The sequence below is a fragment of the Pandoraea iniqua genome (assembly GCF_902459685.1).
GTDB lineage: Bacteria > Pseudomonadota > Gammaproteobacteria > Burkholderiales > Burkholderiaceae > Pandoraea > Pandoraea iniqua.
Window position 1 is genome coordinate 111807 of record NZ_CABPSF010000005.1, and the last position, 24070, is coordinate 135876.

At 63.2% G+C, this 24070-nt stretch carries 21 protein-coding genes; 9 read left to right on the plus strand and 12 right to left on the minus strand.

The window, feature by feature from the left end; translation table 11 throughout:
• Positions 1 to 59 precede the first annotated feature (59 nt).
• The 11 genes from PIN31009_RS28475 to PIN31009_RS18225 all read right to left on the minus strand — a co-directional run bounded on the left by PIN31009_RS28475 (position 60) and on the right by PIN31009_RS18225 (position 11938).
• Complete coding sequence (locus PIN31009_RS28475; RefSeq protein ID WP_150791193.1) at positions 60 to 941, minus strand: C40 family peptidase; 882 nt, start codon at positions 939 to 941, stop codon at positions 60 to 62.
• Between the two features lie 231 nt (positions 942 to 1172).
• Positions 1173 to 2912: a PhoH family protein gene (locus PIN31009_RS18180; protein WP_150791194.1), complete on the minus strand. Its 1740-nt coding sequence runs from the start codon at positions 2910 to 2912 to the stop codon at positions 1173 to 1175.
• A gap of 388 nt (positions 2913 to 3300) precedes the next feature.
• Entirely contained in the window at positions 3301 to 3762 is a 462-nt protein-coding gene (locus tag PIN31009_RS18185) for a peroxiredoxin (RefSeq protein WP_058379037.1), read from the minus strand.
• A 76-nt stretch (positions 3763 to 3838) separates the two neighbouring features.
• Positions 3839 to 4744 carry a polysaccharide deacetylase family protein gene (locus PIN31009_RS18190; protein WP_150791195.1) on the minus strand — a complete coding sequence of 302 codons (906 nt, stop codon included), beginning with the start codon at positions 4742 to 4744 and terminating at the stop codon, positions 3839 to 3841.
• A 177-nt stretch (positions 4745 to 4921) separates the two neighbouring features.
• A complete protein-coding gene (locus tag PIN31009_RS18195) occupies positions 4922 to 5965 on the minus strand; it encodes a bifunctional UDP-4-keto-pentose/UDP-xylose synthase (protein ID WP_058379035.1) in 1044 nt (347 codons plus the stop codon).
• Positions 5966 to 5972: 7 nt separating this feature from the next.
• Positions 5973 to 6878 carry a formyltransferase gene (locus PIN31009_RS18200; protein WP_150791196.1) on the minus strand — a complete coding sequence of 302 codons (906 nt, stop codon included), beginning with the start codon at positions 6876 to 6878 and terminating at the stop codon, positions 5973 to 5975.
• 23 nt (positions 6879 to 6901) lie between these two features.
• A complete protein-coding gene (locus PIN31009_RS18205) occupies positions 6902 to 7960 on the minus strand; it encodes a glycosyltransferase (RefSeq protein WP_150791197.1) in 1059 nt (352 codons plus the stop codon).
• Positions 7957 to 9123, minus strand: coding sequence for a DegT/DnrJ/EryC1/StrS family aminotransferase (locus PIN31009_RS18210; RefSeq protein ID WP_150686474.1), 1167 nt, complete (start codon positions 9121 to 9123; stop codon positions 7957 to 7959). Before PIN31009_RS18210 ends, PIN31009_RS18205 begins: the two co-directional genes overlap by 4 nt.
• A 36-nt stretch (positions 9124 to 9159) precedes the next feature.
• Positions 9160 to 9531, minus strand: a complete 372-nt coding sequence (locus PIN31009_RS18215) for an SMR family transporter (protein WP_150686475.1) — start codon at positions 9529 to 9531, stop codon at positions 9160 to 9162.
• Between the two features lie 266 nt (positions 9532 to 9797).
• Positions 9798 to 11555: a glycosyltransferase family 39 protein gene (locus PIN31009_RS18220; RefSeq protein ID WP_150791198.1), complete on the minus strand. Its 1758-nt coding sequence runs from the start codon at positions 11553 to 11555 to the stop codon at positions 9798 to 9800.
• On the minus strand, positions 11552 to 11938 hold the full coding sequence (locus PIN31009_RS18225; protein WP_058379031.1) for an Mth938-like domain-containing protein: 387 nt from the start codon (positions 11936 to 11938) through the stop codon (positions 11552 to 11554). Before PIN31009_RS18225 ends, PIN31009_RS18220 begins: the two co-directional genes overlap by 4 nt.
• Positions 11939 to 12316: 378 nt before the next feature.
• Here PIN31009_RS18225 and PIN31009_RS18230 point away from each other — a divergent pair, with 378 nt between their 5' ends.
• From PIN31009_RS18230 to moaE, 6 genes are all read left to right on the plus strand, one after another.
• The gene (locus PIN31009_RS18230) at positions 12317 to 13543 is read left to right on the plus strand and encodes a pyridoxal phosphate-dependent aminotransferase (RefSeq protein ID WP_170936004.1); all 1227 of its coding nucleotides are present in this window, start codon (positions 12317 to 12319) and stop codon (positions 13541 to 13543) included.
• Between the two features lie 37 nt (positions 13544 to 13580).
• Positions 13581 to 14891 carry a homoserine dehydrogenase gene (locus tag PIN31009_RS18235; protein WP_150686477.1) on the plus strand — a complete coding sequence of 437 codons (1311 nt, stop codon included), beginning with the start codon at positions 13581 to 13583 and terminating at the stop codon, positions 14889 to 14891.
• 52 nt (positions 14892 to 14943) lie between these two features.
• Positions 14944 to 16407: a threonine synthase gene (gene thrC / locus PIN31009_RS18240; RefSeq protein WP_087721499.1), complete on the plus strand. Its 1464-nt coding sequence runs from the start codon at positions 14944 to 14946 to the stop codon at positions 16405 to 16407.
• A 116-nt stretch (positions 16408 to 16523) separates the two neighbouring features.
• Entirely contained in the window at positions 16524 to 17759 is a 1236-nt protein-coding gene (locus tag PIN31009_RS18245; protein ID WP_150791199.1) for a molybdopterin molybdotransferase MoeA, read from the plus strand.
• 40 nt (positions 17760 to 17799) lie between these two features.
• The gene (gene moaD / locus PIN31009_RS18250) at positions 17800 to 18057 is read left to right on the plus strand and encodes a molybdopterin converting factor subunit 1 (RefSeq protein ID WP_058379026.1); all 258 of its coding nucleotides are present in this window, start codon (positions 17800 to 17802) and stop codon (positions 18055 to 18057) included.
• 53 nt (positions 18058 to 18110) lie between these two features.
• Positions 18111 to 18614, plus strand: coding sequence for a molybdopterin synthase catalytic subunit MoaE (gene moaE / locus PIN31009_RS18255; RefSeq protein WP_150791200.1), 504 nt, complete (start codon positions 18111 to 18113; stop codon positions 18612 to 18614).
• A gap of 54 nt (positions 18615 to 18668) precedes the next feature.
• Here moaE and PIN31009_RS18260 read toward each other — a convergent pair whose 3' ends face one another.
• A complete protein-coding gene (locus PIN31009_RS18260) occupies positions 18669 to 19289 on the minus strand; it encodes a group III truncated hemoglobin (RefSeq protein ID WP_246185738.1) in 621 nt (206 codons plus the stop codon).
• Positions 19290 to 19508: 219 nt separating this feature from the next.
• Here PIN31009_RS18260 and clpB point away from each other — a divergent pair, with 219 nt between their 5' ends.
• The 3 genes from clpB to PIN31009_RS18275 all read left to right on the plus strand — a co-directional run bounded on the left by clpB (position 19509) and on the right by PIN31009_RS18275 (position 24069).
• Positions 19509 to 22136 carry an ATP-dependent chaperone ClpB gene (gene clpB, locus PIN31009_RS18265; RefSeq protein WP_150791201.1) on the plus strand — a complete coding sequence of 876 codons (2628 nt, stop codon included), beginning with the start codon at positions 19509 to 19511 and terminating at the stop codon, positions 22134 to 22136.
• Between the two features lie 329 nt (positions 22137 to 22465).
• Entirely contained in the window at positions 22466 to 22903 is a 438-nt protein-coding gene (locus tag PIN31009_RS18270) for a DUF2306 domain-containing protein (protein ID WP_150791202.1), read from the plus strand.
• Positions 22904 to 22911: 8 nt separating this feature from the next.
• Positions 22912 to 24069 carry a sensor histidine kinase gene (locus PIN31009_RS18275; RefSeq protein WP_174997274.1) on the plus strand — a complete coding sequence of 386 codons (1158 nt, stop codon included), beginning with the start codon at positions 22912 to 22914 and terminating at the stop codon, positions 24067 to 24069.
• Position 24070 lies beyond the last annotated feature (1 nt).

Sequence of the window (24070 nt, forward strand, 5' to 3'; positions counted from 1 at the left end):
TGCACTGATCTGGCAAGACAAGGCCGAACGGGGTGCAATACCTCGTCGGCCAGACGTCGTTACATCGAGCTGTTGGCGAAACGGGCGATGGGATCGTCGTCCTGAGCGGGCGGCGTGGCCAGATTGGCCGTGCGGTTCGGTGGAGTCGTTTGTGGCGCCGCCTGCGGAGCCACTTGCGGTGTATCGAGCGGCGAGGGTGTCGCTGAAGTCAGCGGCCGGTTCGGTGCGGTATTCATCGGCACAGCGGGCAAGGGTGCGGCTGCTGGGGCCGGGGCCTGCGCTGCCACCGTATCCGGTGCGGTACGGTTCACGTAAGTCGTATTGCCTGCGGGCGCCTTGTTGGCCGCCACACGCCGGACACCATCGATACGGCGTGCCCAGTACGGGATATGCAGGCTTTCCAGCCGTACCGTCCCGCCGGTATTCGGCGCGTGCACGAATTTCCCCTGACCGACATAGATACCCACGTGCGAGTGGGCACGTCCCGTCGTATTGAAGAAAATGAGGTCGCCGGAGGCGAGGTCGTCGCGTTCGAGCGGCGTACCGATGCTGCTCATGTCTGCGGTCGTGCGCGGCAGATTCACGCCGGCCGCACGCGCGACGACATAGCGAACCAGACCGCTGCAATCGAAACCAGAATCTGGGGTATTGCCGCCGTAACGGTAAGGAATGCCGACGAGACTCATCGCCTCGATCGTGATTTCTTCCTGCCCGGCGCTACGCTCGGGGCCCATCGTGCGGTTGCCGTAGTTCGCGTTGCTGCCTTGGCGAACATTGGGACCGGAGGAGCAGGCGGCGACCAGTACGGTCACGGCCAGCGCGGCGACGCAACGTCCCGACAGCCACGCCAGTGACGGCAGCGTAGGCACACGCGGCAATGACGGATGTGCCGGGTGTGCGGCGGTGGCGCGATGAGTGCGGAAGGGGCGCTGGATTCGCATGCGCCGAGTTTACGACGCTTACCGGGCGAATGCATCGCATAAGTGCCGAAATCCGGACTTTTTGTGGCGTCGAGGTCACAAAACAGGCAATTCCCGGGCGATTTTGTCAGCGCAACGTCATGAATGCTGCGTTTGGACTGCGAGACGACGGGGCCTTCGACAATTTTTCAGTGCCCATAAAAAACGGCGCCCGAAGGCGCCGTCATCGCTGCGAGTGAAGCTTCGCCAGCGTTACAGAATTTCCGCTGCGTAATCGGCCAGACGCGAACGCTCACCGCGAGCGAGCGTCACGTGACCGCTGTGACCCCAGCCCTTGAAGCGGTCCACGACGTAGGTCAGACCGGAGCTGCCTTCGGTCAGGTACGGCGTGTCGATCTGTGCGATGTTGCCCAGACAGATCAGCTTGGTGCCGGGACCCGCGCGCGTCACAAGCGTCTTCATCTGCTTGGGCGTCAGGTTCTGCGCCTCGTCGATGATGACGAACTTGTTCACGAACGTGCGGCCGCGCATGAAGTTCATGCTCTTGACCTTGAGTCGCGAGCGAATCAGTTCCTGCGTGGCTGCGCGGCCCCATTCACCGGCGGAGTCGTCGGTCTTTTGCAGCACTTCGAGGTTGTCGTCGAATGCGCCCATCCACGGTTGCATCTTCTCTTCCTCGGTACCCGGCAGGAAGCCGATATCTTCACCGACGGGCACGGTTGCGCGCGTGATGATGATCTCGTTGTAGCGCTTCTCGTCGAGTGTCTGCGCCAGACCGGCGGCGAGCGCCAGCAGCGTTTTGCCGGTGCCTGCCTGACCCAGCAGCGTGATGAAGTCGATTTCCGGATTCATCAGCAGGTTCAGCGCAAAGTTCTGCTCGCGGTTGCGCGCCGTGATACCCCACACGTTGTTCTTGTGGTGGCCGTAGTCGCGCAGCGTCTGCAACAACGCCGTCTTGCCGTTGATCTCGCGCACCTGAGCGTAGAACGGCGCTTCGCCGTTATTCGTCTCGAGATACACGAACTGGTTGATGAGGAAGCTCGTGCACGACGGCCCGGTGATGCGATAGAACGTGGTGCCGGTGCGGTTGTCCTGCCAGCTTTCCATGCCCTTGCCGTGCTTCGTCCAGAAGTCCGGCGGCAGGGACATCACGCCCGAGTAGAGCAGATCGCTGTCCTCGAGCACCTTGTCGTTGAAGTAGTCCTCCGCCGGCAGACCGAGCGCATGCGCCTTGACGCGCATGTTGATGTCTTTCGACACCAGCACGACCTGACGATCGCGGAACTTGTCCTGCAAGGCACGTACGACGCCCAGAATCTGGTTGTCGGCCTTGCCCTGCGGCAGCCCTTCGAGCGGCGGCGGTTCGGGCAGGTCGGTCTGGAAGTACAGGCGGCCGGTGGCGTCCTTGTTGCCAAGGCGCGAGAGCGGAATGCCCTCGGACATCGACTTCGTGCCGCTCTCGGCGACCAGCCCGTCGAGCGTGCGGCTGACCTGACGCGCATTGCGCGCCACTTCCGACATGCCCTTCTTGTGATTGTCGAGCTCTTCCAACGTCATCATCGGCAGATAGACGTCGTGCTCTTCAAAGCGGAACAGGCTGCTCGGGTCGTGCATGAGCACATTCGTGTCGAGCACGAAGAGCTTGGCCGGTTCCTGATCTTTCACGCGCGCGCGTTTGGTGCCGTTGGTCGGCGCGGGCGCCTTCACCGCCTTGAGCGGCGTATTCGCGCCTGACGGGTCGGCCACAGGTGCCGAACGCGGCGAGCGTGCAACAGCGGGTGGCGACTGAGGTGCAGTCTGCGCCACGGGTGACGTCGTGGGGACGACCTTCAATTCGGCCGTACCAGCCGCACCAGACGATTCGCCCAGTGCATGTTGTTCAGACGAGGGGATCGGTTTCTTGGCCTCCGTGCGCGAAGGTTTGAGGCGAGTGGGGAATTGTTCCGGGGCAAGCAGCGTGCCCGGTTTGGTCGGCGCCGATGGCAATGGCATAGATTTCCCGTTCAAGAAAACACAACACTACTCGGCCGGGACAGACCGCAATACATCACATCCCGGCAACAAAAAAGCCGCCTGCCCGGACGCACCGGAGAGGCGGCTTGGCTGAAGGCGCCGCCGTGGCAACGCCTGCAATAGTCTCGTTCAATGCGCTTGATCATTACGACCGACTATAACGTCTCTGACGGTGCTTGTATAGCGTCGAATCACCTGACTGGCGGCGCCGTCGGCGCTTTGGCAACACGTGCGTGAATAGCGCTCGGACGCTGACGCTCAGGTCGGCCGGACGCCGCCCGGCACCGCTTCATCAACGCTTAGCTAACGCTTAGTCAACGCTGCATCAGCGCCGCATCGTCACTGCGCCGATGCGCCTTTTTCGCCCTCAGAGCGCCTTGACGGCAGCAAGCACGTCGCTGACGTGGTCCGGCACGCGCACGCCACGCCATTCCAGACGCAGCACGCCCTTTTCGTCGATCACGAACGTACTGCGCTCGATCCCCATATGTTCTTTGCCATACAGTTTTTTCAGCTTGATGACACCGAACAGCTTGCACACCGCTTCGTCGCCGTCGGAGATCAGCGGGAAGGGCAGTTCGAGCTTGCGCTGGAAGTTTTCATGCGAGCGCAGGCTGTCGCGCGACACGCCGACGATCTGCGCGCCGGCTGCCTGAAACTCGGCATAGCTATCGCGAAAGTTCATGCCCTCGGTGGTGCAGCCGGGCGTGTTGTCCTTCGGATAGAAATAGATCACCACTTTCTGGCCACGGTGGGCCTTGAGCGAGAAGTCGCCGCCCGTGGCCGGTGCGGTGAAGTCAGGCACGAGAGTGTCGATGGCTACCGTCACGTTGGTCTCCTTGGGGTGGCCGTTCAAGGCCGGAAATGTGAATCTGGGGAATCTGGGGGATCGGTAGAAAGCAGGTTCAGGCGGCGGCCCGGCCCTCGAGAATCAAGTCGCCCGAGCGGCCCTGAACTTCGCCCCACACTACCGGGTGTGCCGGCAGGCTGGCGAGATCGAGCGTCTCGTAGTACTGACCCATGGTCACCAGATCATGCCCCTGACGACGCCATCCGGCCAGCACTTGCCGGAACAGTGGGGCAAGCTTCTGGCCCTCAAGTTCCGCGTGCAGCGTGAACACGTGATCTTGCGCCGGATCGCGGGTGAGGGCAAGCAGGTGTTCGGCCACGGCATTGGCGTCGCGGTCGTCGACGCCGAGCAGTTCGTCGACCGTCGGCAGCGTCGTGGGCATCTGCACGTGGTTCAGGCGCACGCCGTCGACGATCGGATAATGCGGGGCATTGCCGCGCCCGTCGGACGAATATTTCATGCCCCACGCATCGATCTGGCGGAACGCGTGGCTGTTCATTTGCCAGCCCGCCGCGCCGTGCGTCACCGGCGGCGCACCGAAGATCTGCCCGAAGCGGGCGTAGGCTTGCGACATCTGGCGTTGCGTCCAATCGGCATCGCGCCCACGCACATTGTCTTGCCAGTACGTGTGGTCCCACGTGTGAATGCCGGTCTCGTGGCCGGCGGTCTGCACGGTGCGCATGACGTCGGCCGCGCGCAGGCCGATATCGGGCCCGGGCAGCAGCGTGCCGTACATCAGCGTCTTAAAGCCGTAATGCTCGACCACCGACGTGCGCGAAACCTTCTTCAGAAAGCCGGGACGGAAGACACGCTTGAGCGCCCAGCCAGTATGGTCCGGGCCGAGGCTGAACAGGAAAGTGGCCTGCGCCTGATGCTCTGCCAGCGCGGCAAGCAGGTTGGGCACGCCTTCGCGGGTGCCGCGCAGGGTGTCGACGTCGATCTTCAGGACAATCTTGGCCATGGCCGTCCTCGTATGGGGCATCGTGGCACGCCGGGTGCCCGATGTTGCGGATGCCGCAAAAACATCAGATGCGCGGGAAATACCGAGTCAAAAACGCCCGATGCGCCAGGGGCGCACCGGGCGTGCAGTGCGATTCGTGCAACGAGACCCGCCACCGTGGGGGAGCGGGTCTGAGGCTTACTCGACCAGTCGGCGAGCTTCGGCGACGTGGCCGCGATACGCTTCAAAGATCTTGCGCAGGGCGTCGTCCATCGTCGTGGTCGGGGCCCAGCCCAGTTCCTGCATCGTGTTTTCAATCTTCGGCACGCGGTTTTGCACGTCTTGATAGCCGGTGCCGTAGTAGGCGTCCGACGACGTTTCGACGATCTGAACCTTCTTGGCCGTCTCGGCGTACTCGGGGAATTCGCCGGCCAGCTTCAGCATCATGTTGGCCAGTTCGCGCACCGAGAAGTTGTTCTTCGGGTTGCCGATGTTGTAGATCTTGCCGCTGGCAACGTTGTTCTTGTTGTCGATGATGCGCACGAGCGCGTCGATACCGTCATCGATGTCCGTGAACGCGCGCTTCTGGCTGCCGCCGTCGACGAGGCTGATGTTCTCGCCACGGGCGATGTGACCCAGGAACTGCGTGACCACGCGCGACGAACCTTCCTTCGGCGTGTAGATCGAGTCCAGACCGGCACCAATCCAGTTGAACGGGCGGAACAGCGAGAAATTCAGGCCTTCCTGCATGCCGTAGCCCCAGATCACACGATCCATGAGCTGCTTCGAGCAGGCGTAAATCCAGCGCGGCTTGTTGATCGGGCCGTAGATCAGCGGCGAGTTTTCCGGATCGAATTCACCGTCGGTGCACATGCCGTAGACCTCGGAGGTCGACGGGAACACCAGATGCTTGCCGTACTTCACGGCCGAGCGCACGATCGGCAGGTTCGCCTCGAAGTCGAGTTCGAACACGCGCAGTGGCGCCTTCACGTACGTTGCCGGCGTGGCAATGGCCACCAGCGGGAGAATCACGTCGCACTTGCGAATGTGGTACTCGACCCATTCCTTGTTGATCGTGATGTCGCCTTCGAAGAAGTGCATGCGCTCGTGGTTGATCAGATCGCCAAGGCGGTCCGTGAGCATGTCCATGCCATAAACTTCCCAGTCGGTCGTCTCCAGGATGCGTTTCGACAGATGGTGGCCGATGAACCCGTTGACACCGAGAATCAGGACTTTTTTCATATTACGGTCAGTGATTGAGCTGGGAAAACTGTGTCGGCGTGACAACCTTGCCGTCCAGCGTTAGTTCATGAATGACGAGGGCATTTCCGTCGCCGCAAACGCCAAGGAGCGCATTATCCACTACTTGCACTCCGCAGGGCAAACCGGCGGGGGCGGGCGCCCGTGACAGACGTGCCCGCGTGACCACCCAGCGGCGCTCGCCCACCTCGGTAAACGCGCCCGGATACGGCGGGGCGACCGCACGAATCAGGTTATAGACCTCGACAGCGGGCTTCGTCCAGTCGATACGGCCGTCTTCCGGCTTGCGGCCGCCAAAATAGCTGCCTTCCTCCAGATTGTTGGCATGGCGGGGCGCCGTGCCCGCCAGCAGCGCCGGCAGGCAACGCCAGAGCGTCTGCTCGGCGGCCACCGTGACTTTCTCGAACACCTCGCCCGCCGTGTCGTCCGGCAGGATGGGCACCGACGTCTGGTCGATGATGGCGCCCGCGTCCGGCTTGAGCGCCATCTCGTGCAACGTGGCACCCGTCTCCGTTTCACCCTTCAAAACGGCCCAGTTCACCGGCACGCGGCCGCGATACTTCGGCAGCAGCGAGCCATGCATGTTGAACGCGCCTTTCGGGGCGATCGCCAGCACCGGCACCGGGATCATGTGGCGGTAATAGAACGAGAAGATGAAATCCGGCGCGACAGCGGCAATCTGCGCCGCCAGCGCGGGATCGGCCGGATCGTCGGGGGTGACGACCGGGATGCCGTGCTCGGCGGCGACCGAGGCCACGCTGCCGAACCAGATGTTCTCGTTCGGGTTGTCCTGATGGGTCACCACGAGCGCGACGTCGACGCCGCGTGCGAGCAGTACTTGCAGGCAGCGCACGCCGACGTTGTGATACGCGAATACGACAGCTTTGGAACTCATGACGTGTGTAATTTCCGGGCCGGTCAACGTGCACCCGTACGATGGGCGGGGCTGTCCGATGCGGCGTCCTGCGCGGTGTCCGCGCCCAGTTCCGTCGCGCCGGCGGCCGAGCTGTTCGACAGGGCAGCCGAGCCGACGTTGCGGCCCGATTGCTCTTGCAGCACCGCTTGCACCAGATAGCGCGGGCGCTGACGCACCTGCTGATAGATACGGCCGATGTACTCGCCGAGCAGGCCCATGCCGAACAGAATCACACCGAGCAGGCAGAACGTGACGGCGAACAGGGTGAAGACACCCTGAACTTCCGAGCCGAACAGGAAGCGGCGCGCGATCAGCACGACGAACAGCAGGCCCGACGCGGCGGACAACGTAATGCCCACGCCCGAGAGCCATTGCAGCGGCACGACCGAGAAACCGGTGACCAGATCGAAATTCAGACGAATCAGGCTATACAACGAGTATTTCGACTCGCCGGCAAAGCGTTCTTCGTGCGCGACGTGCACTTCCGTCGGGTTCTGCGCAAAGGTGTAAGCCAGCGCCGGGATGAAAGTGTTGATCTCGCGGCACTGGTTGACGGTGTCGACGATATGGCGGCTGTAGCCGCGCAACATGCAGCCCTGATCGGTCATGCGGATGCGCGTGATGCGCTCGCGCAGGCGATTCATGAGGCGCGAGGCATTGCGGCGGAACCACGTGTCCTGACGGTTCATGCGGATCGTGCCGACGTAGTCGTGACCGGCGGCCAGTTGATCGACCAGCTTGCCGATTTCTTCCGGCGGGTTCTGGAGATCGGCGTCGAGCGTGATGACCCATTCGCCGCGGGTGTGCTCGAAGCCCGCCAGAATGGCCATGTGCTGGCCGTAGTTGCCGTTAAACAGCACGACGCGCGTCACGTCCGGGCGCAGGCGGTACTGTTCGGCAAGAATGGCGGCCGAGCGGTCGCGGCTGCCGTCATTGACGAACACCACTTCGTAGGTCAGCCCCAGTTGATCGAGCGCTGGGTACAGCCGGGTGAAGAGGGCGGCGAGGCCAGCCTCTTCGTTATAAACCGGGATGACGACGGAGAGTTGTGGATGAGTCATTTTTGATGATTGGCGCTAATGGCGTTGACGGCGTCGCAAACGCGCGCGACGTCGTCGTTCGTCATGGCAGGGAACAGGGGCAGCGTGAGGAGCGAGCGACCCAGACGCTCGGTCTGCGGGAACTGCCCTTCGTGATGCCCAAGTGCCCGATACATTGTAAACAGGTGAATAGCGGGATAGTGTACGCCGCTGCCGATGCCGGCCGCTTTGAGCTTTTCCATGAAGTCGGCACGGCTGATCGTCAGGCGATCCAGCGGCAGCTCGACCTGGAACATATGCCAGTTCGAGTTCTCGAAATCGGCCGGCGGCAGGCCAAGGCCCAGCGCGGCGGCCGGACCGTTGGCGAGCCCCTTGAAATACAGCTGGGCGAGTTCGGTGCGACGGCGGTTGAATTCGGCGAGATGCGGCATCTGGCCCACACCGACACGTGCGGCCACGTCGGTCAGGTTGTACTTGCCGCCGAGCACGTCGACATCCATGCCGTCCATGCCGATACGCGTCACGCCTTGCAGGCGGTACTTCTCGGCCAGACGCGCTTCGTCCTCGGTGTTGAACACGAGGGCGCCGCCTTCGATCGACGTCAGGTTCTTGTTCGGATGGAAGCTGAACGAGATCAGATCGCCAAAAGCGCCGATACGCTTGCCCTTCCACGTCGAGCCCATGGCCTGCGCGGCGTCTTCGATCACGCGCAGGTTGTGGCGGCGCGCGATGTCGTACAGGCGGTCCATATCGACCGGCAGCCCGGCGAGATAGACGGGGATGATGGCGCGCGTCTTGGGGGTGATCGCTTTTTCGAGCAGGTCGAGATCGATGTTGCGCGTGGCCGGATCGACATCGACGAACACGGGCGTGGCGCCCACTTCGAGAATGACGTTCGCGGTGGCCACCCACGACAGCGGCGTGGTGATGACTTCGTCACCGCTTTGCACGCCGGCGATACGCAGACCGATTTCCAGCGTGGCCGTGCCCGAATTGAAGGTGCGCACGGGGCGGCCACCGAAAAATTCGGACAACGCTTGTTCGAAGGCCTTTACTTGCGGGCCCGAGGTGATCCAGCCCGAACGCAGCACTTCGGTGACGCCTGCAATGGTCGCCTCGTCGATGCTGGGCCGCGTGAACGGCAGGAACGGTTGATTGGCTGTGGAGGTCGCCGATTCGCTCATGGTAGTAGACAAGGCCTCAGGTAAGCGGCGCAGAGCTCAGCTGCGCGCAAGAATATAAACACCGACCAGAATGATGCCGATGGCGATGACACGCTGCATCGACAGGGTCTCGCCGAACAGGTACCACGCGGCAAAGGCGTTCACCACGTAGCCGAGCGAGAGCATCGGATAGGCAATCGAAACTTCAACGCGCGAAAGCGCCAGAATCCACACGACGACGCTGATGGCATAGCACACCAGACCGCCCATGATCGGCAACTGCGTGGCGAGCTTGATGCCGATGGGCACGATGTTGGCGCGCGTGAATTCAAGCGCGCCGATGGAGTTGGCTCCTGCCTTGAGCAACAACTGGGCGCACGCGTTGAGCAGCACGCCCGTGAGAATAAGGGAAAACGTAGCGAGATTCATGGAACGTTTGTGAACGTTTGTGAATAATTATGGATGGCGTTCCTTGGCTGATCCTTAGGCCGCACCTTCTGGCGCATGGCCCACGTGGCCTTGGTCACACCCCTGTCGATTTCAATAGTCCTGCGCACGCACCGACACGTACCCGAAAGCAGGGGCTCCCCGCGAACCCCGTGCCTGATGAGCCTGATAAGCCTGATAGTTTCGGATGATGAGACGAATGCCGCGGCCGGTAGTCGAACCGGCGCTTGAAACGCACTATAAACGCGCTATTTTACGTTGTCTTGCGGAAGTGGTTTGCTAATCACAACGCGCCGGGCGTCGCGGGCGATGACACGCATGGGCAAGTGCTCGGCTTCAAGCCTGCTGAACGTGTCCGGATCGACCAGCGCGAGCGCTTTCGGATCGGCGCGCCAGCGGGCGTAGAAGTCGGCCAGCGTCGGCAGCCACTTCTGTGGCTCCTGCTTCACGCCGAATTCGAGTTCGTCCGGGTGCTGCACCATGATCATGTCCGTGCCGAGATAGAACGGCATGGTGTGATCGAGCACATTCACCGAATAGAACGGGGTATCGGGGCCGAGTCGCTTCATCTCCGCCTTGATGGCCGGCACCAGCAGCACGCCCGAGCTTTGCCGCCCGAACACTTCGTGACCCATGCCACCGATCGTCGTGAGCAGCAGCATGGCCGCGGCGAACATGATGACGGCCCTGCGGGCGCTATGGCGCGCGAGCCGCCACGCGACCAGCGTGCCTACCAAACCGGCGCCCAACGCGAAATACAGCCAGATCTGGAAGGCCTTGTACAACTCGTTGGGGTTGCGCACGCTGCCCGAGCGGCCGACGAAGATCGCCACCATGACGAGCGCAGCGATCAGGAACACGGCGTACCCGGCCAGATGCACACGCAACTGGTCACGGCGCATCTGCGCCAGATACAGGCCGAACAGCAGGGCCATGGCCGGCGCGATCGGCAGCAGATACGAGATCAGCTTCGAGTGCGAGACGCTGAAAAAGACAAAGATGAAGATCGACCACGTCCACATCAGCACGGTCGGCGCGAAGCCGTTGGGCTGACGGGGCATGCGCCACGTGGCGCGCACGGTGCCGGGCAGGATCGACAGCCACGGCAGGAAGCCCACGAGGAACACCGGCACGAAGTACCAGAGCGCACCGTCGCGGTTATGGCCTTCCTCGGCGAAGCGGCGGAAGTGCTCGTTGATGAAGAAGAAGTCGAAGAACTCGGGGTTGCGCATCTGCACGAGCACGAACCACGGCGCCGCGATCAGGAAGAATACGATCAGGCCGCTGCCGAGGTACAGGCGTTTCCACAGCGCCCAGTCGCGGGCGACGAGCGTGTAGAGCACGAGTACGGCGCCGGGCAGCACAATACCCACGAGCCCCTTGCTCAATACCGCAAGCGCCATGGCGGCCCAGCACAGCCACATCCAGCCGCGCACCGACGGGCGGGGCAGTCCGGGGCGTTGCGCGAGCAGCAGTGCGCACAGCGACAGTCCCATGAAGAACGACAGCCCCATGTCGAGCACGTTGAAGTGGCCGAGCAGCGCCCACAACGGGGCGCTTGCCAGCGCGGCGGCGGCAAACAGGCCCACGCGCGCATTGAATACGCGCCGGCCGGTGTAGCCGACCATCAGCACACCGGCAAAGCCGGTCAGCGCCGTCCACAGCCGTGCCTGCCATTCACCCAGACCGAACGCTGCAAACGTGAGCGCGTTCATCCAAGTTTGCAGCGGGGGCTTCTCGAAATATTTGTAGCCGTTGTAGCGCGGCGTGATCCAGTCACCCGTCGTCCACATTTCGCGCGCCATTTCGGCGTAGCGGCCTTCGTCGCTCGCGATCAGGTGGCGATAATCGAGCATGCCGAACCAGACGAGGGCAAAGCCGATGAGCAGCGTCCAGAATGCGGCGGGCGACAGCGGGTACGGTGCAGCAGGAGTCAGGGCAGGGGGCGTCGGCGCGTGCGCGGCAGGCAGCCCCGGGGTCGCGGTCTTGGCGGGGGCGCGGCTCACTCAGGCGTTCCGTTGTCGACGAGCACGACCAGCACGACGCGGCGGCCTTCGCTCATCAGAATGTTGTAAGTGCGGCAGGCTGCCTGCGTGTCCATCGAGTCGACGCCGATGCGCGTGCTGGTCAACGAGGCGGTGAGGCGCGGGTGGGCGAAGCGCAGCCGCTCGCCGCTGCCGAAAATCACGACTTCGGGGTCGAGGGCACGTAAGGCTTCGAAATGGGCCGGTTCGAGCGCATCGAACGCCGACACCGGCCATGCCTGAATCTCGCCCTCGGGCGCGACGATCACACTGTGGTTGTGACGCGTCTTGTTGATCTCGATATAACCCGGTCCGTAGCCGGTGACCGTGTTCAAGGCTTGCGAGGGGTCTTGGTGCAGTTTCACTTTCGGAGATTCCCTACCGGATGCGGACGGAATGGATAAGGGATGGCGACGGCGCGACAGCAGATTGCTTAAGGAACGGCACGAACGGGACGGATTTGCACGCTCGGCGCGGTCGGGCATCTTGCCTCGCGTGGCGGAAACCGTCAATGATGCATTGCCGAACTCTGTCATAATTGGCTAAATTATAGCTTTTTGCCGTACGCAGCACGGCAAACCGTTGCAGTGCGGCATTTGCGACACCGGAACCGGGGACATCGGGCATTTTGCCTGAGGATAGCCGGTCCGCTCAAATCCCGCCTGCGGTCCCAGCGTTGCGCCAGAGGTCGGCATGCCAGCCGCCCGTCAAGCCCGTCAAGCCAGTCCAGAATAACGACCGCCGTGAAACCGATCCTCAAATCGCAGAAATTGCAGAATGTCTGCTATGACATTCGTGGGCCTGTGCTCGAACATGCCAAGCGCATGGAAGACGAAGGTCATCGCATCATCAAGCTGAACATCGGCAATCTGGCGCCGTTCGGCTTCGAGCCGCCCGACGAGATCGTGCAGGACATGATCCGCAACCTGCCGAACTCGGCCGGTTACTCCGATTCGCGGGGCGTGTTCGCGGCGCGCAAGGCGATCATGCATTACGCCCAGCAGAAGGCCATCAAAGATGTGCAGCTCGACGACATCTACCTCGGCAACGGGGCGTCCGAGCTGATCGTGATGGCGATGCAGGCGCTGCTCAACGACGGCGACGAAGTGCTGGTGCCCGCGCCCGACTACCCGCTGTGGACGGCCGCTGTGAGTCTCTCGGGCGGCACGCCCGTGCACTATGTGTGCGACGAGCAGGCCGACTGGCAGCCCGATCTGGCCGACATTCGCAAGAAGATCACGCCGAACACGCGCGCGATCGTCGTCATCAACCCGAACAACCCCACTGGCGCGCTCTATACCGACGAAGTCCTCAAGGAAATCGTCTCCCTGGCGCGCGAGCACAAGCTGATCATTTACGCCGACGAGATCTACGACAAGATCATCTACGACGGCGCGACCCACACCTCGCTGGCTTCGCTCTCGGAAGACGTGCTCACCATCACGTTCAACGGCCTGTCGAAGAGCTATCGTGCGTGCGGCTACCGCGCGGGCTGGATGATCGTGTCCGGCGACAAGCGCCCGGCGCGCGACTATATCGAGGGGCTCAACATCCTCGCGTCGATGCGCCTGTGCCCGAACGTGCCCGGCCAGTACGCGATTCAGACCGCACTGGGCGGCTATCAAAGCATCAAGGACCTGATCGTGCCGGGCGGACGCCTGTACGAGCAGCGTGAGATCGCGCACCGCATGCTCACCGCCATTCCCGGCGTGACCTGCGTGAAGCCCAAGGCGGCGCTGTATCTCTTCCCGCGTCTCGATCCGGCGGTGTACCCCATCGCCAACGATCAGGAGTTCATCCTCCAGTTGTTGCTCGAAGAAAAGGTCCTGCTGGTGCAGGGCAGCGGCTTCAACTGGATGCACCCCGACCATTTCCGCGTAGTGTTCCTGCCTCACGAGGGCGACCTGGAAGATGCCATCAGCCGCATTGCCCGCTTCCTTGACGGTTATCGCCGTCGCCACGGCAAGTGATGCGCACCAACCGATTTCGACTTTTGAGTAAAACTGCATGAAACCGATCAAATTGGGCCTGCTCGGCCTTGGCACGGTAGGCTACGGCACCTTTCAGGTGCTCGCACGCAACCAGGAAGAAATTCAACGTCGCGCTGGCCGGGGCATCGAGATTACCAAGGTCGCCGTGCGCAACGTCGAACGCGCCAAGGGCCTCGTGGGCAACGCTGCCGAAGTGACGGGCGATCCGTTCGAAGTGGTCAACGACCCGGCCATCGACGTGGTGGTCGAGACCATCGGCGGGTACGACCTCACCAAAGAGCTCGTGCTCAAGGCGATCGAGAACGGCAAGCACGTGGTCACGGCCAACAAGGCGCTGCTGGCCGTGTATGGCAACGAAATCTTTGCCGCCGCCCGCAAAGCCAACGTGATGGTCTCGTTCGAAGCCGCCGTCGCCGGCGGTATTCCGATCATCAAGGCACTGCGCGAAGGCCTGACGGCCAACCGTATTCAGTGGATCGCCGGGATCATCAACGGCACCACGAATTTCATTCTCTCGGAGATGCGCGACAAGGGCATCGACTTCGACGTGGCCCTCGCCGACGCGCAGCGTCTGGGCTACGCAGAAGCCGACCCCACGTTCGACATCGAAGGCGTCGACGCCGCCCACAAGCTCACGCTGATGAGCGCCATCGCGTTCGGCGTGCCCGTGCAGTTCGACCGTGCCTACGTGGAAGGCATCACCAAGCTGGCCGCCATCGACATCAAATACGCCGAAGAACTCGGCTATCGCATCAAGCTGCTGGGCATTACGCGCCGCACCGAGGCAGGGATCGAGCTGCGCGTGCATCCGACGCTGATCCCGACCAAGCGCCTGATCGCCAACGTGGAAGGTGCGATGAACGCCGTGCTGGTGCAGGGCGATGCCGTCGGTGCCACGCTGTATTACGGCAAGGGTGCCGGCGCCGAGCCGACTGCGTCGGCAATCGTGGCCGACATCGTTGACGTGACGCGCCTGCAAACGGCCGATCCGGAACATCGCGTGCCGCATCTGGCGTTCCAGCACGACGCACTGTCGAACACGCCGGTGCTGTCGATGGACGACGTCACCACCAGCTACTACCTGCGCCTGCGCGTGGTCGACCGGGCTGGCGTGATGGCAGAACTCACGCGCATTCTGGCCGATCTGGATATCTCGATCGACGCGCTGCTGCAAAAAGAGTCACGCGAAGGCGAGCACCAGACCGACATCATCCTCCTGACGCATGTGACGCAAGAGAAGCACATCAATGCCGCCATCGCGAAGATCGAAGCGATGGGCACCGTGCTCTCGAAGGTCACGCGTATCCGTATGGAGTCGCTGAGCTGAACGCTCGGCTGCGACTCGACACCACTGGACAACGGACAGGACAACGACTGACATGAAATACATTTCCACGCGCGGCGCGGGCCTGACTTCGGGCGAGCCGCAATCGTTTTCCAGCATCCTGCTGGGCGGGCTGGCGCCGGACGGCGGCCTCTATCTGCCCACGGAATACCCGCAAGTCTCGGCCGACGAACTGCGCGCGTGGCGCCAGTTGTCGTATGCCGATCTGGCCGCCAAGGTGCTGGCCAAATTCGCCGGCGACATTCCGGTCGAAGTGCTGGCCGACCTGACGCGCCGCACGTACACCGCCGAGGTGTACCGCAACGTGCGCCCGGGCGAAGACGCCACGGAGATCACGCCGCTGCTGCCGCTGGGCGAAGAGAACGGCACGCAACTGTCGTTGCTCGCGCTCTCGAACGGTCCGACGCTCGCGTTCAAGGACATGGCCATGCAATTGCTTGGCAACCTGTTCGAGTACGCGCTGGCCCAGCACGGCGATGCCCTGAACATTCTCGGCGCGACGTCCGGCGACACCGGCAGCGCGGCGGAATACGCCATGCGCGGCAAGGAAGGCATTCGTGTCTTCATGCTCTCGCCGGCCGGCAAGATGAGCGCGTTCCAGACCGCGCAGATGTACAGCCTGCAAGACCCGAACATCTTCAACCTCGCGGTCGAAGGCGTGTTCGACGACTGTCAGGACATCGTCAAGGCCGTCTCGAACGATCACGCCTACAAGGCGCGTTACAAGATCGGCACGGTCAACTCGATCAACTGGGCCCGTGTGGTCGCGCAGGTCGTCTATTACTTCAAGGGCTACTTCGCTGCCACGGGCGGCAAGTCGGGTCAGGACGGCAAAGTGTCGTTCACCGTGCCGTCGGGCAACTTCGGCAACGTCTGCGCAGGTCACATCGCGCGCATGATGGGCCTGCCGATCCACAAGCTCGTCGTGGCGACCAACGAGAACGACGTGCTCGACGAGTTCTTCCGCACCGGCAACTACCGTGTGCGCAAGTCGGCTGAGACGTTCCACACCAGCAGCCCGAGCATGGACATCTCGAAGGCGTCGAATTTCGAGCGATTCCTGTTCGATCTGCTGGACCGCGACGCGCAGGCCACGGCGGCGCTGCTCGCCAAGGTGGAGCAGGGCGGTTTCGACCTGTCGGGCACGGATGCCTTCGCACGCGTGGCGCAGTTCGGCTTTGTGTCGGGCCGCAGCACGCACGCCGACCGCGTGGCGACGATTCAGGACGTGGCAAAGCGCTACGACGTGGTCATCGACACCCACACGGCCGACGGCGTGAAGGTCGCGCGCGAAGCGCTGGAACCGGGCGTGCCGATGGTGGTGCTCGAAACGGCCCAGCCGGCCAAGTTTGCCGAAACGATTCGTGAAGCGCTGCATCGCGAGCCGCCGCGCCCGGCGGGCTTCGAGCAACTGGAATCGCTGCCGCAACGCGTGGAGACGGTGCAGAACGACGTCGCTCGCGTGAAGGCCTATATTGCGGAACATACCGGCCTGTAAGTGGGCCGATGGACGCCGTGCGGCGTCCCGGTGTCACATGTTTTTCTTAACGTGAACACATCGGGACGCCCTCTCTCTTTCTCTTCCCGGGCCCTGTCGGGCCCGCGACGCCTGCCATGCTGAGTACACAAGAAGCGCTTGACGCTGTTCTGGCCGCTGCCCGTCCGCTCGGGCAGACGGAAACCGTCGACACGCTCGCGGCCAATGGGCGCGTGCTGGCGGCCGATGTCGTGGCTACGCTCGACGTGCCGCCGATGGACACCAGCGCGATGGACGGCTATGCCGTGCGCCGGGCGGACCTGACGGGCGAAGAGACGGTGTTGCCGGTCTCGCAACGCATTCCGGCAGGCCACGCCCCCGAGCCGCTCGCGGCAGGCACGGCGGCGCGCATCTTCACCGGTGCGCCGGTGCCGGCAGGCGCGGACGCCGTCGTGATGCAGGAACAGTGCGAGGCGCGCGACGACGGTTCGGTGGTGATTCGTCACGCCCCGGCCGATGGCGAGTTCGTCAACCGGCAGGGGGCCGATATCCGCCGCGACAGCGTGGTGCTTGCGGCAGGCACGCGCCTGCGCGCCCCGGCGCTCGGCTTGGCGGCATCGGTCGGTATCGCGAAGCTTCAGATGGCTCGCCGTCTGCGCGTGGCGGTGTTCTTCACCGGCGACGAACTGACGATGCCCGGCGAGACGCTGCGGGCCGGCAGCATCTACAACTCGAACCGTTTTGTGCTGCGCAGCCTGCTGGAAAACCTCGGCTGCCAGATGACGGACTACGGCATCGTGCCGGACAATTTGGCCGCCACGCGCGCCATTCTGCGTGACGCGGCGCGCGGAAACGACCTGATCATCACGTCCGGCGGGGTGTCCGTCGGCGAAGAGGATCACGTCAAACCGGCGGTGGAAGCCGAGGGGCGCCTGAATCTCTGGCAGATCGCGCTCAAGCCGGGCAAACCGCTCGCTTACGGCGAGGTCAACCGCACCGGCGCGAGTGCGGCGGCAGCGGAGGCCACCCAAACGGCGCATTTCATCGGCTTGCCGGGCAACCCGGTGTCGAGTTTCGTGACGTTCCTGCTGTTCGTGCGTCCGTTCATCCTGCGCCTGCAAGGCGTGCAGGACGTGACGCCGCGCCGTATCGCCATGCGCGCCGACTTCACGCAAGCCAAGGCCGATCGCCGCAACGAGTTTGTGCGCGCCCGTCTGAACGCCAATGGCGGGCTGGACGCGTTCCCGAACCAGAGTTCGGCGGTACTCACGTCGACGGTATGGGGCGACGGCCTCATCGACAACCCGCCGGGCCACCGCATCGAAGCGGGGCAGACGGTGGCGTTCCTGCCGTTTTCCGACCTTCTATATTGAGAGACAGGCATGCCGCGCCTGACGCGGCATGGCCCAACCTATGCAGATCGATCTTCGCTTTTTTGCCAGCGTACGCGAGGCCCTGAAAGTGGCCGAGGAACATGTGGAAGTGCCCAACGGCATTACCACCGTGGGAGACGTGCGCCAATGGTTGTGCCTGCGCGGGCCGCTGTGGGCCGAGACGCTGGGTGAGCAGCGATTCCTGCGCATGGCGCTGAATCACACGATGGTGCCGGCGTCCACGCGCCTCACCGACGGCTGCGAAGTGGCCTTCTTCCCGCCGGTGACGGGCGGCTGAGTCCAGCGCCACCCACTAAGCTGACTTCAACGCAGACGAACCGAGACCCGATCATGCCGATCCGCGTACAGACCGAAGACTTCGACCTGTCGACCGAAATTCGCCAACTGCGCGCGGGCGACCTTCGCGTGGGCGCCGTGGCGAGTTTCGTGGGGACGGTGCGCGACCTGAACGACGGCAAGGACGTCTCGCGCATGACGCTCGAGCACTATCCGGGCATGACGGAGAAGGCGCTTGAGCAGATCGTGGCGCAGGCCAGCGAGCGCTGGCGGCTGTTCGACGCGCTGGTCATCCATCGATACGGCGACTTGGGCCCGGGCGATCAGATCGTGCTGGTGGCCGTGACGTCGGCACATCGCGGCGATGCGTTCGCCGCGTGCGAATTCATCATGGATTATCTGAAGACCGAAGCGCCGTTCTGGAAGAAGGAATCGACGCCGCAAGGCGAGCGCTGGGTTGATGCCCGCGACACCGATACGGCGGCGCGTGAGCGCTGGGCGGTCGGGCAGGGTGATGTCTCGGATGCTTCGGTCGATTCTTCGGCTAAATCCGACTAAAAAATCGAAATCATCAATAAAAATCGGCGAAATTCGAACAATTTCGCCGATTTTTCATTCGTGCGGCCTTGCGGGCCGTGCTGCCTTTACGCTATCGAGCAACGCGCGCTGTGCAGGTGGCAGCGCGTACTCCCATCCGAATAAATTCAATTGCAGGCTCTCCGCGATGCGAATCGCCGGCTCGGCGAACGCGAAGGCGGCTTCCGGTTCGAACAGCGCGTCGAGCGTATCGAAGAAGAGCACCAGCCAACGGCTGAAATGCTCGCCGGTGAGGTGAGCAAACGGCTGATGCGCCTGCGTCACATTGCCGCGGTAACGCTTCGCCCCGAGCACGATGCTGCTCCAGAACGCGACCATTTTTTCCAGATGCATGTCCCACCGGCCTTCGAGCGCCTGCCGGAAAACGGGGCCCAGCAAATCGTCGTCGCGAATGCGTCCGTAGAACGTGTGAACGAGCAACTGCACGGCCGCTTCGTCTACCTGTGCCAGCCGCTTGGCAGGCAGCATTTCGAGCCACGCGCCGGGCCGTGTCACCGGTGAGCCAGTGACGAAACTGCCGCCTTCCAGCGCTGCGTCCGCCGCGCGCCCGGACGCAGATTTATCCCCCGTTTCGGCGCGATGGCCGGCCGGGTGCCTGCGGGGGGATCCAGTGCCTTGGCGGTCGTGTTGACTCATGGTGCGGCGTGCTAAAAATAGCTATTATGAGCCTCAAAGTCAGGCGTGTCGCGGGGGCGTATTCCCACGATCTGCGTCGTTCGACTGCCGCATTCCACGGCTTCACCGGGCCACCCACAGGCCCCGCGCGAAATGTCAACCATTTGGCGCTAATGCCCTTGAAACCTTAGGGGATTGTCCGCACATCCGATCCAGAAAGTTTTCTTACCGGAGCACCCGATGCGACAAGACAAATTCACCACGCAGTTCCTGGAAGCGCTGGCTGATGCCCAAAGCATGGCAGTCGGTCGCGACCAGCAATATATCGAGCCGCTGCATCTGTTGGCAGCGCTCATCGCACAACCCGAAGGCGCAGCACGTTCGCTGCTGCAACGCGCGGGCGTGCAGGTTCAGCCGCTGGCTCACGACATCGAGACGGCCCTGTCGAAGCTGCCACAGGTGCAAGGCACCGATGGCAACGTGCAGGTCAGCCGCGAACTCGCGGGCCTGCTGAATCAGGCCGACAAAGAAGCGCAAAAACACGGCGACAGCTATATCGCCAGCGAAATGTTCCTGTTGGCACTGGCCGACGACAAGGGCGATACGGGCAAGCTCGCCCGCGCCCGTGGCCTCACGCGTAAAGCGTTGGAAGCCGCGATTGTCGGCGTGCGCGGCGGCGAGTCCGTCAACAGTCAGGACGCTGAAAGCCAACGCGAAGCCCTCAAGAAATACACGCTCGATCTGACCGAACGCGCTGCGCTCGGCAAGCTCGATCCGGTGATCGGCCGCGACGACGAAATTCGTCGCACGATTCAGATTCTGCAACGCCGCACGAAGAACAACCCGGTGCTGATCGGCGAGCCGGGCGTGGGCAAGACCGCCATTGTGGAAGGCCTTGCGCAGCGTATCGTCAACGGCGAAGTGCCGGAGTCGCTCAAGAACAAGCGCGTGCTCGCACTCGACATGGCGGGGCTGCTCGCCGGTGCGAAATTCCGTGGCGAATTCGAAGAGCGTCTGAAGAGCGTGCTTAACGATATCGCCAAGGACGAAGGCCGCACGATCCTGTTCATCGACGAAATTCACACGATGGTCGGGGCCGGCAAGGCCGAAGGGGCGATGGATGCGGGCAACATGCTCAAGCCGGCGCTCGCGCGCGGTGAGCTGCATTGCATCGGCGCCACCACGCTCGACGAATACCGCAAGTACATCGAGAAGGATGCCGCGCTGGAGCGCCGCTTCCAGAAGGTGCTCGTCGAAGAGCCGAGCGTCGAGGCGACCATCGCCATCTTGCGTGGCTTGCAGGAAAAGTACGAACTGCACCACGGCGTGGAGATCACCGACCCGGCGATCGTGGCGGCGGCTGAACTGAGCCAGCGCTACATCACCGACCGGTTCCTGCCGGACAAGGCCATCGACCTGATCGATGAGGCCGCGTCGAAGATCAAGATGGAAATCGACTCGAAGCCGGAAGTGATGGACAAGCTCGACCGTCGTCTGATCCAGTTGAAGATCGAGCGCGAAGCCATCAAGAAGGAAACCGACGAAGCGTCGCAGAAGCGTCTGGCCCTCATCGAGGAAGAGATCTCGCGTCTGGAGCGTGAGTACGCCGACCTCGAAGAAATCTGGACCGCCGAGAAAGCGGCCGTGCAGGGCAGCGCGCAGGTCAAGGAAGAGATCGACCGCGTGCGTGCCGAGCTGGCCAAGCTGCAACGCGAAGGCAAGCTCGACAAGGTGGCCGAACTGCAATACGGCAAGTTGCCGCAGCTCGAAGCGCAGTTGAAGGATGCGGCGGCTGCCGAAGCGGCAGGTCAGCAAGCGCACCCGCGTCTGCTGCGTACGCAGGTGGGCACGGAAGAGATTGCCGAAGTCGTTTCGCGCGCCACCGGTATTCCGGTCTCGAAGATGATGCAGGGCGAGCGCGAGAAGCTGCTCAACATGGAAGGCAAGTTGCACGAGCGCGTGGTGGGGCAGGACGAGGCGATTACCGCCGTGGCCGACGCCATCCGCCGTTCGCGTGCGGGGTTGTCGGATCCCGACCGTCCGTACGGGTCGTTCCTGTTCCTCGGCCCGACGGGCGTGGGCAAGACCGAGCTGTGCAAGGCGCTGGCGATGTTCCTGTTCGACTCGGAAGATCACCTGATCCGCATCGACATGAGCGAGTTCATGGAGAAGCACAGCGTGGCCCGCCTGATCGGCGCGCCGCCGGGCTATGTGGGTTATGAGGAAGGCGGTTATCTGACCGAAGCCGTGCGTCGTAAGCCGTACAGCGTGATCCTGCTCGACGAAGTCGAGAAGGCGCACCCGGACGTCTTCAACGTGCTGCTGCAAGTGCTGGACGACGGTCGTATGACCGACGGGCAGGGCCGCACGGTGGACTTCAAGAACACCGTGATCGTGATGACGTCGAACCTTGGGTCGTCGATGATTCAGTCGATGGTCGGCGAGCCGCAGGAGCGTATCAAGGACGCGGTGTGGTTGGAAATCAAGGAGCACTTCCGTCCCGAGTTCCTGAACCGGATCGACGAAGTCGTGGTGTTCCATGGTCTGGATCAGAAGCACATCGAGTCGATTGCGACGATTCAGATCGAGATCCTGCGCAAGCGTCTGGCCAAGCTCGACATGGCCCTCGAAGTCAGTAAGGCCGCGTTGATGCATGTGGCGCGCGAGGGCTTCGACCCGGTGTTCGGGGCACGGCCGCTCAAGCGGGCGATCCAGCAGGAGATCGAGAATCCGGTCGCCAAGCTGGTGCTGGCCGGCAAGTTCGGCCCGAAGGACACCATCCCGGTCGACTGGCGCAATGGCCGGTTCACCTTCGACGGCGACACGGCCGCACAGGTGAGCAAGGAAACAGAAGCCGCGGCGGAGTAAGCCGGGGTCTTCGCGGGGAGGTTAAGGCCTCCCCGGTAGGTAGTAGCGCGGCTTCGGCCGCGCTTTTTTTTCGTCTTTCGATGCCGTAACACGCCGAAAGGCCAGCCGGAGCGCCTCGGCAGGGGGCGCGCTCGCGCGTGGCATCGTCGTGTCACAATCGTCGGCGAGAATGCGCGACCGGGCAGGCGGCCGGTCAGTGGCAGCGCGTGAGCTTCGCGCTGGCCGGTCACCGTTCGCGACGCGAGGCGAGTCCTTCGTCGCATAGCGGGTGCGCCACCGGCAACAAATTCCTATCGTCGGGTCATGCGCTATCACGACGAGAGGAAGCGATGACAACGATTGTGGCAATTCATCTGGCGGCGGCCGTTGCGGCCGTCATGCAGGGCATAGCGATTCTGATGGCGCGGCGGGGCACTCCTCGTCATCGCTGGCTGGGCAGGACGTGGGCGATGACGATGGCGGTCACGGCGCTGTCGAGCTTCGGCATTCGGGAATTGAACCCGGGGCATTTCTCGTGGCTGCACGCGCTGGCGGCATGGGTGCTGGTGAGTCTGGTACTGGCCATTGCCGCGATCCGGCGCGGGAACGTGGTGACGCACCGGCGCAGCATGCTTGGGCTTTACACCGGCTTGATCGTCGCGGGTGTTGCGGCGGTAGCGGTGCCGGGCCGGGTGCTCAACGAGACGCTCGCCCGATGGGGGCACGAGGTCATGACGGTCGCGACGGTATCGACGACGGGTATGGCAAGCGGGGAGGGCACACGATAATGACAACGATGATGAGACAACCGCAACCCGTCGAGACGCCGCAGCCGGCCCCCGTCAAAGCGACGCGCGGTCTCTGGCCGACGTTTTTTCGCGAACTCGTGGGCGTGCTGCTCTTCAACACGGCCATCGCCCTGATACTCAAGCTGATCGGTTTTGGCGGCACGTTGTGGCAGAACTTCGTGTTCAGCCAATGCATCGGCATCACCATCACCGTGCTGATCGATGGCGGACGCCGGGCGATCTGGCGCAACGGCGAACCGCCCATCGTTCCGTTTCTGTTGTTGGTAGCGTTCGGATGTTCGGCGGGGCTTGTCGGTGGGATCACGCTAGGCACGGTACTGCTCGGGCTGCCGCTCACGTTGTGGCGTCCGCTGAATGGTCATACCACACCGATCGTGCTGCTGATTGCGTTGCTGGCCACGGGCGTGGGGACCTATCACGGCTGGTCAAGGGCACGGATGGCGCAATTGAAGGCTTCGGCCGCGCAGCAGGCGTTGCGTGAATCGGCCGCCGAAAAGCAGTTGGTGCGCGCCCAGTTGCAGACCTTGCAGGCGCAGCTTGAACCGCACTTTCTGTTCAACGTGCTCGCGAATCTCGACTCGTTGATCGCCAGCGATCCGGCGCGCGCCCGTGTGTTGCTGGGCCATATGAACCGGTTTTTGCGATCGTCGCTGGCCGCCACGCGCGCCGAGACGATCTCGCTGGCCGATGAGTTCGCCTTGCTCGATGCGTTGCTGGCGATCCAGCAGGTGCGTTTTGGCGAGCGCCTGCACTATTCGCTCGACCTGCCGGACGATTGCCGCGCGCGGCGTGTGCCGCCGATGCTGGTGCAACCGCTGGTCGAGAATGCGATCAAGCACGGCATCGAGCGCCAGAGCCGCGGCGGCACGGTACGGGTGAGTGCGCATAGCGAAGTCGATGAAACGGGGACATCGTTTGTCGTGTTGCAGGTGAGCGATGACGGTGCGGGATTTGCTACGGCGCCGGCCCCGTCAGTGCCGCACGATCCATCGGGCCACGGCATCGGCCTGACGAATATTCGAGAGCGCCTGCGCGTGCTCTACGGCGACGCCGCGCGTCTCACCCTTGCCGAGGGTGTGCCGCAAGGTGTGGTCGCAACGTTGCGCTTGCCCGTGGATGCGTCCGGGCAGTCGGCAGCGGCATAGG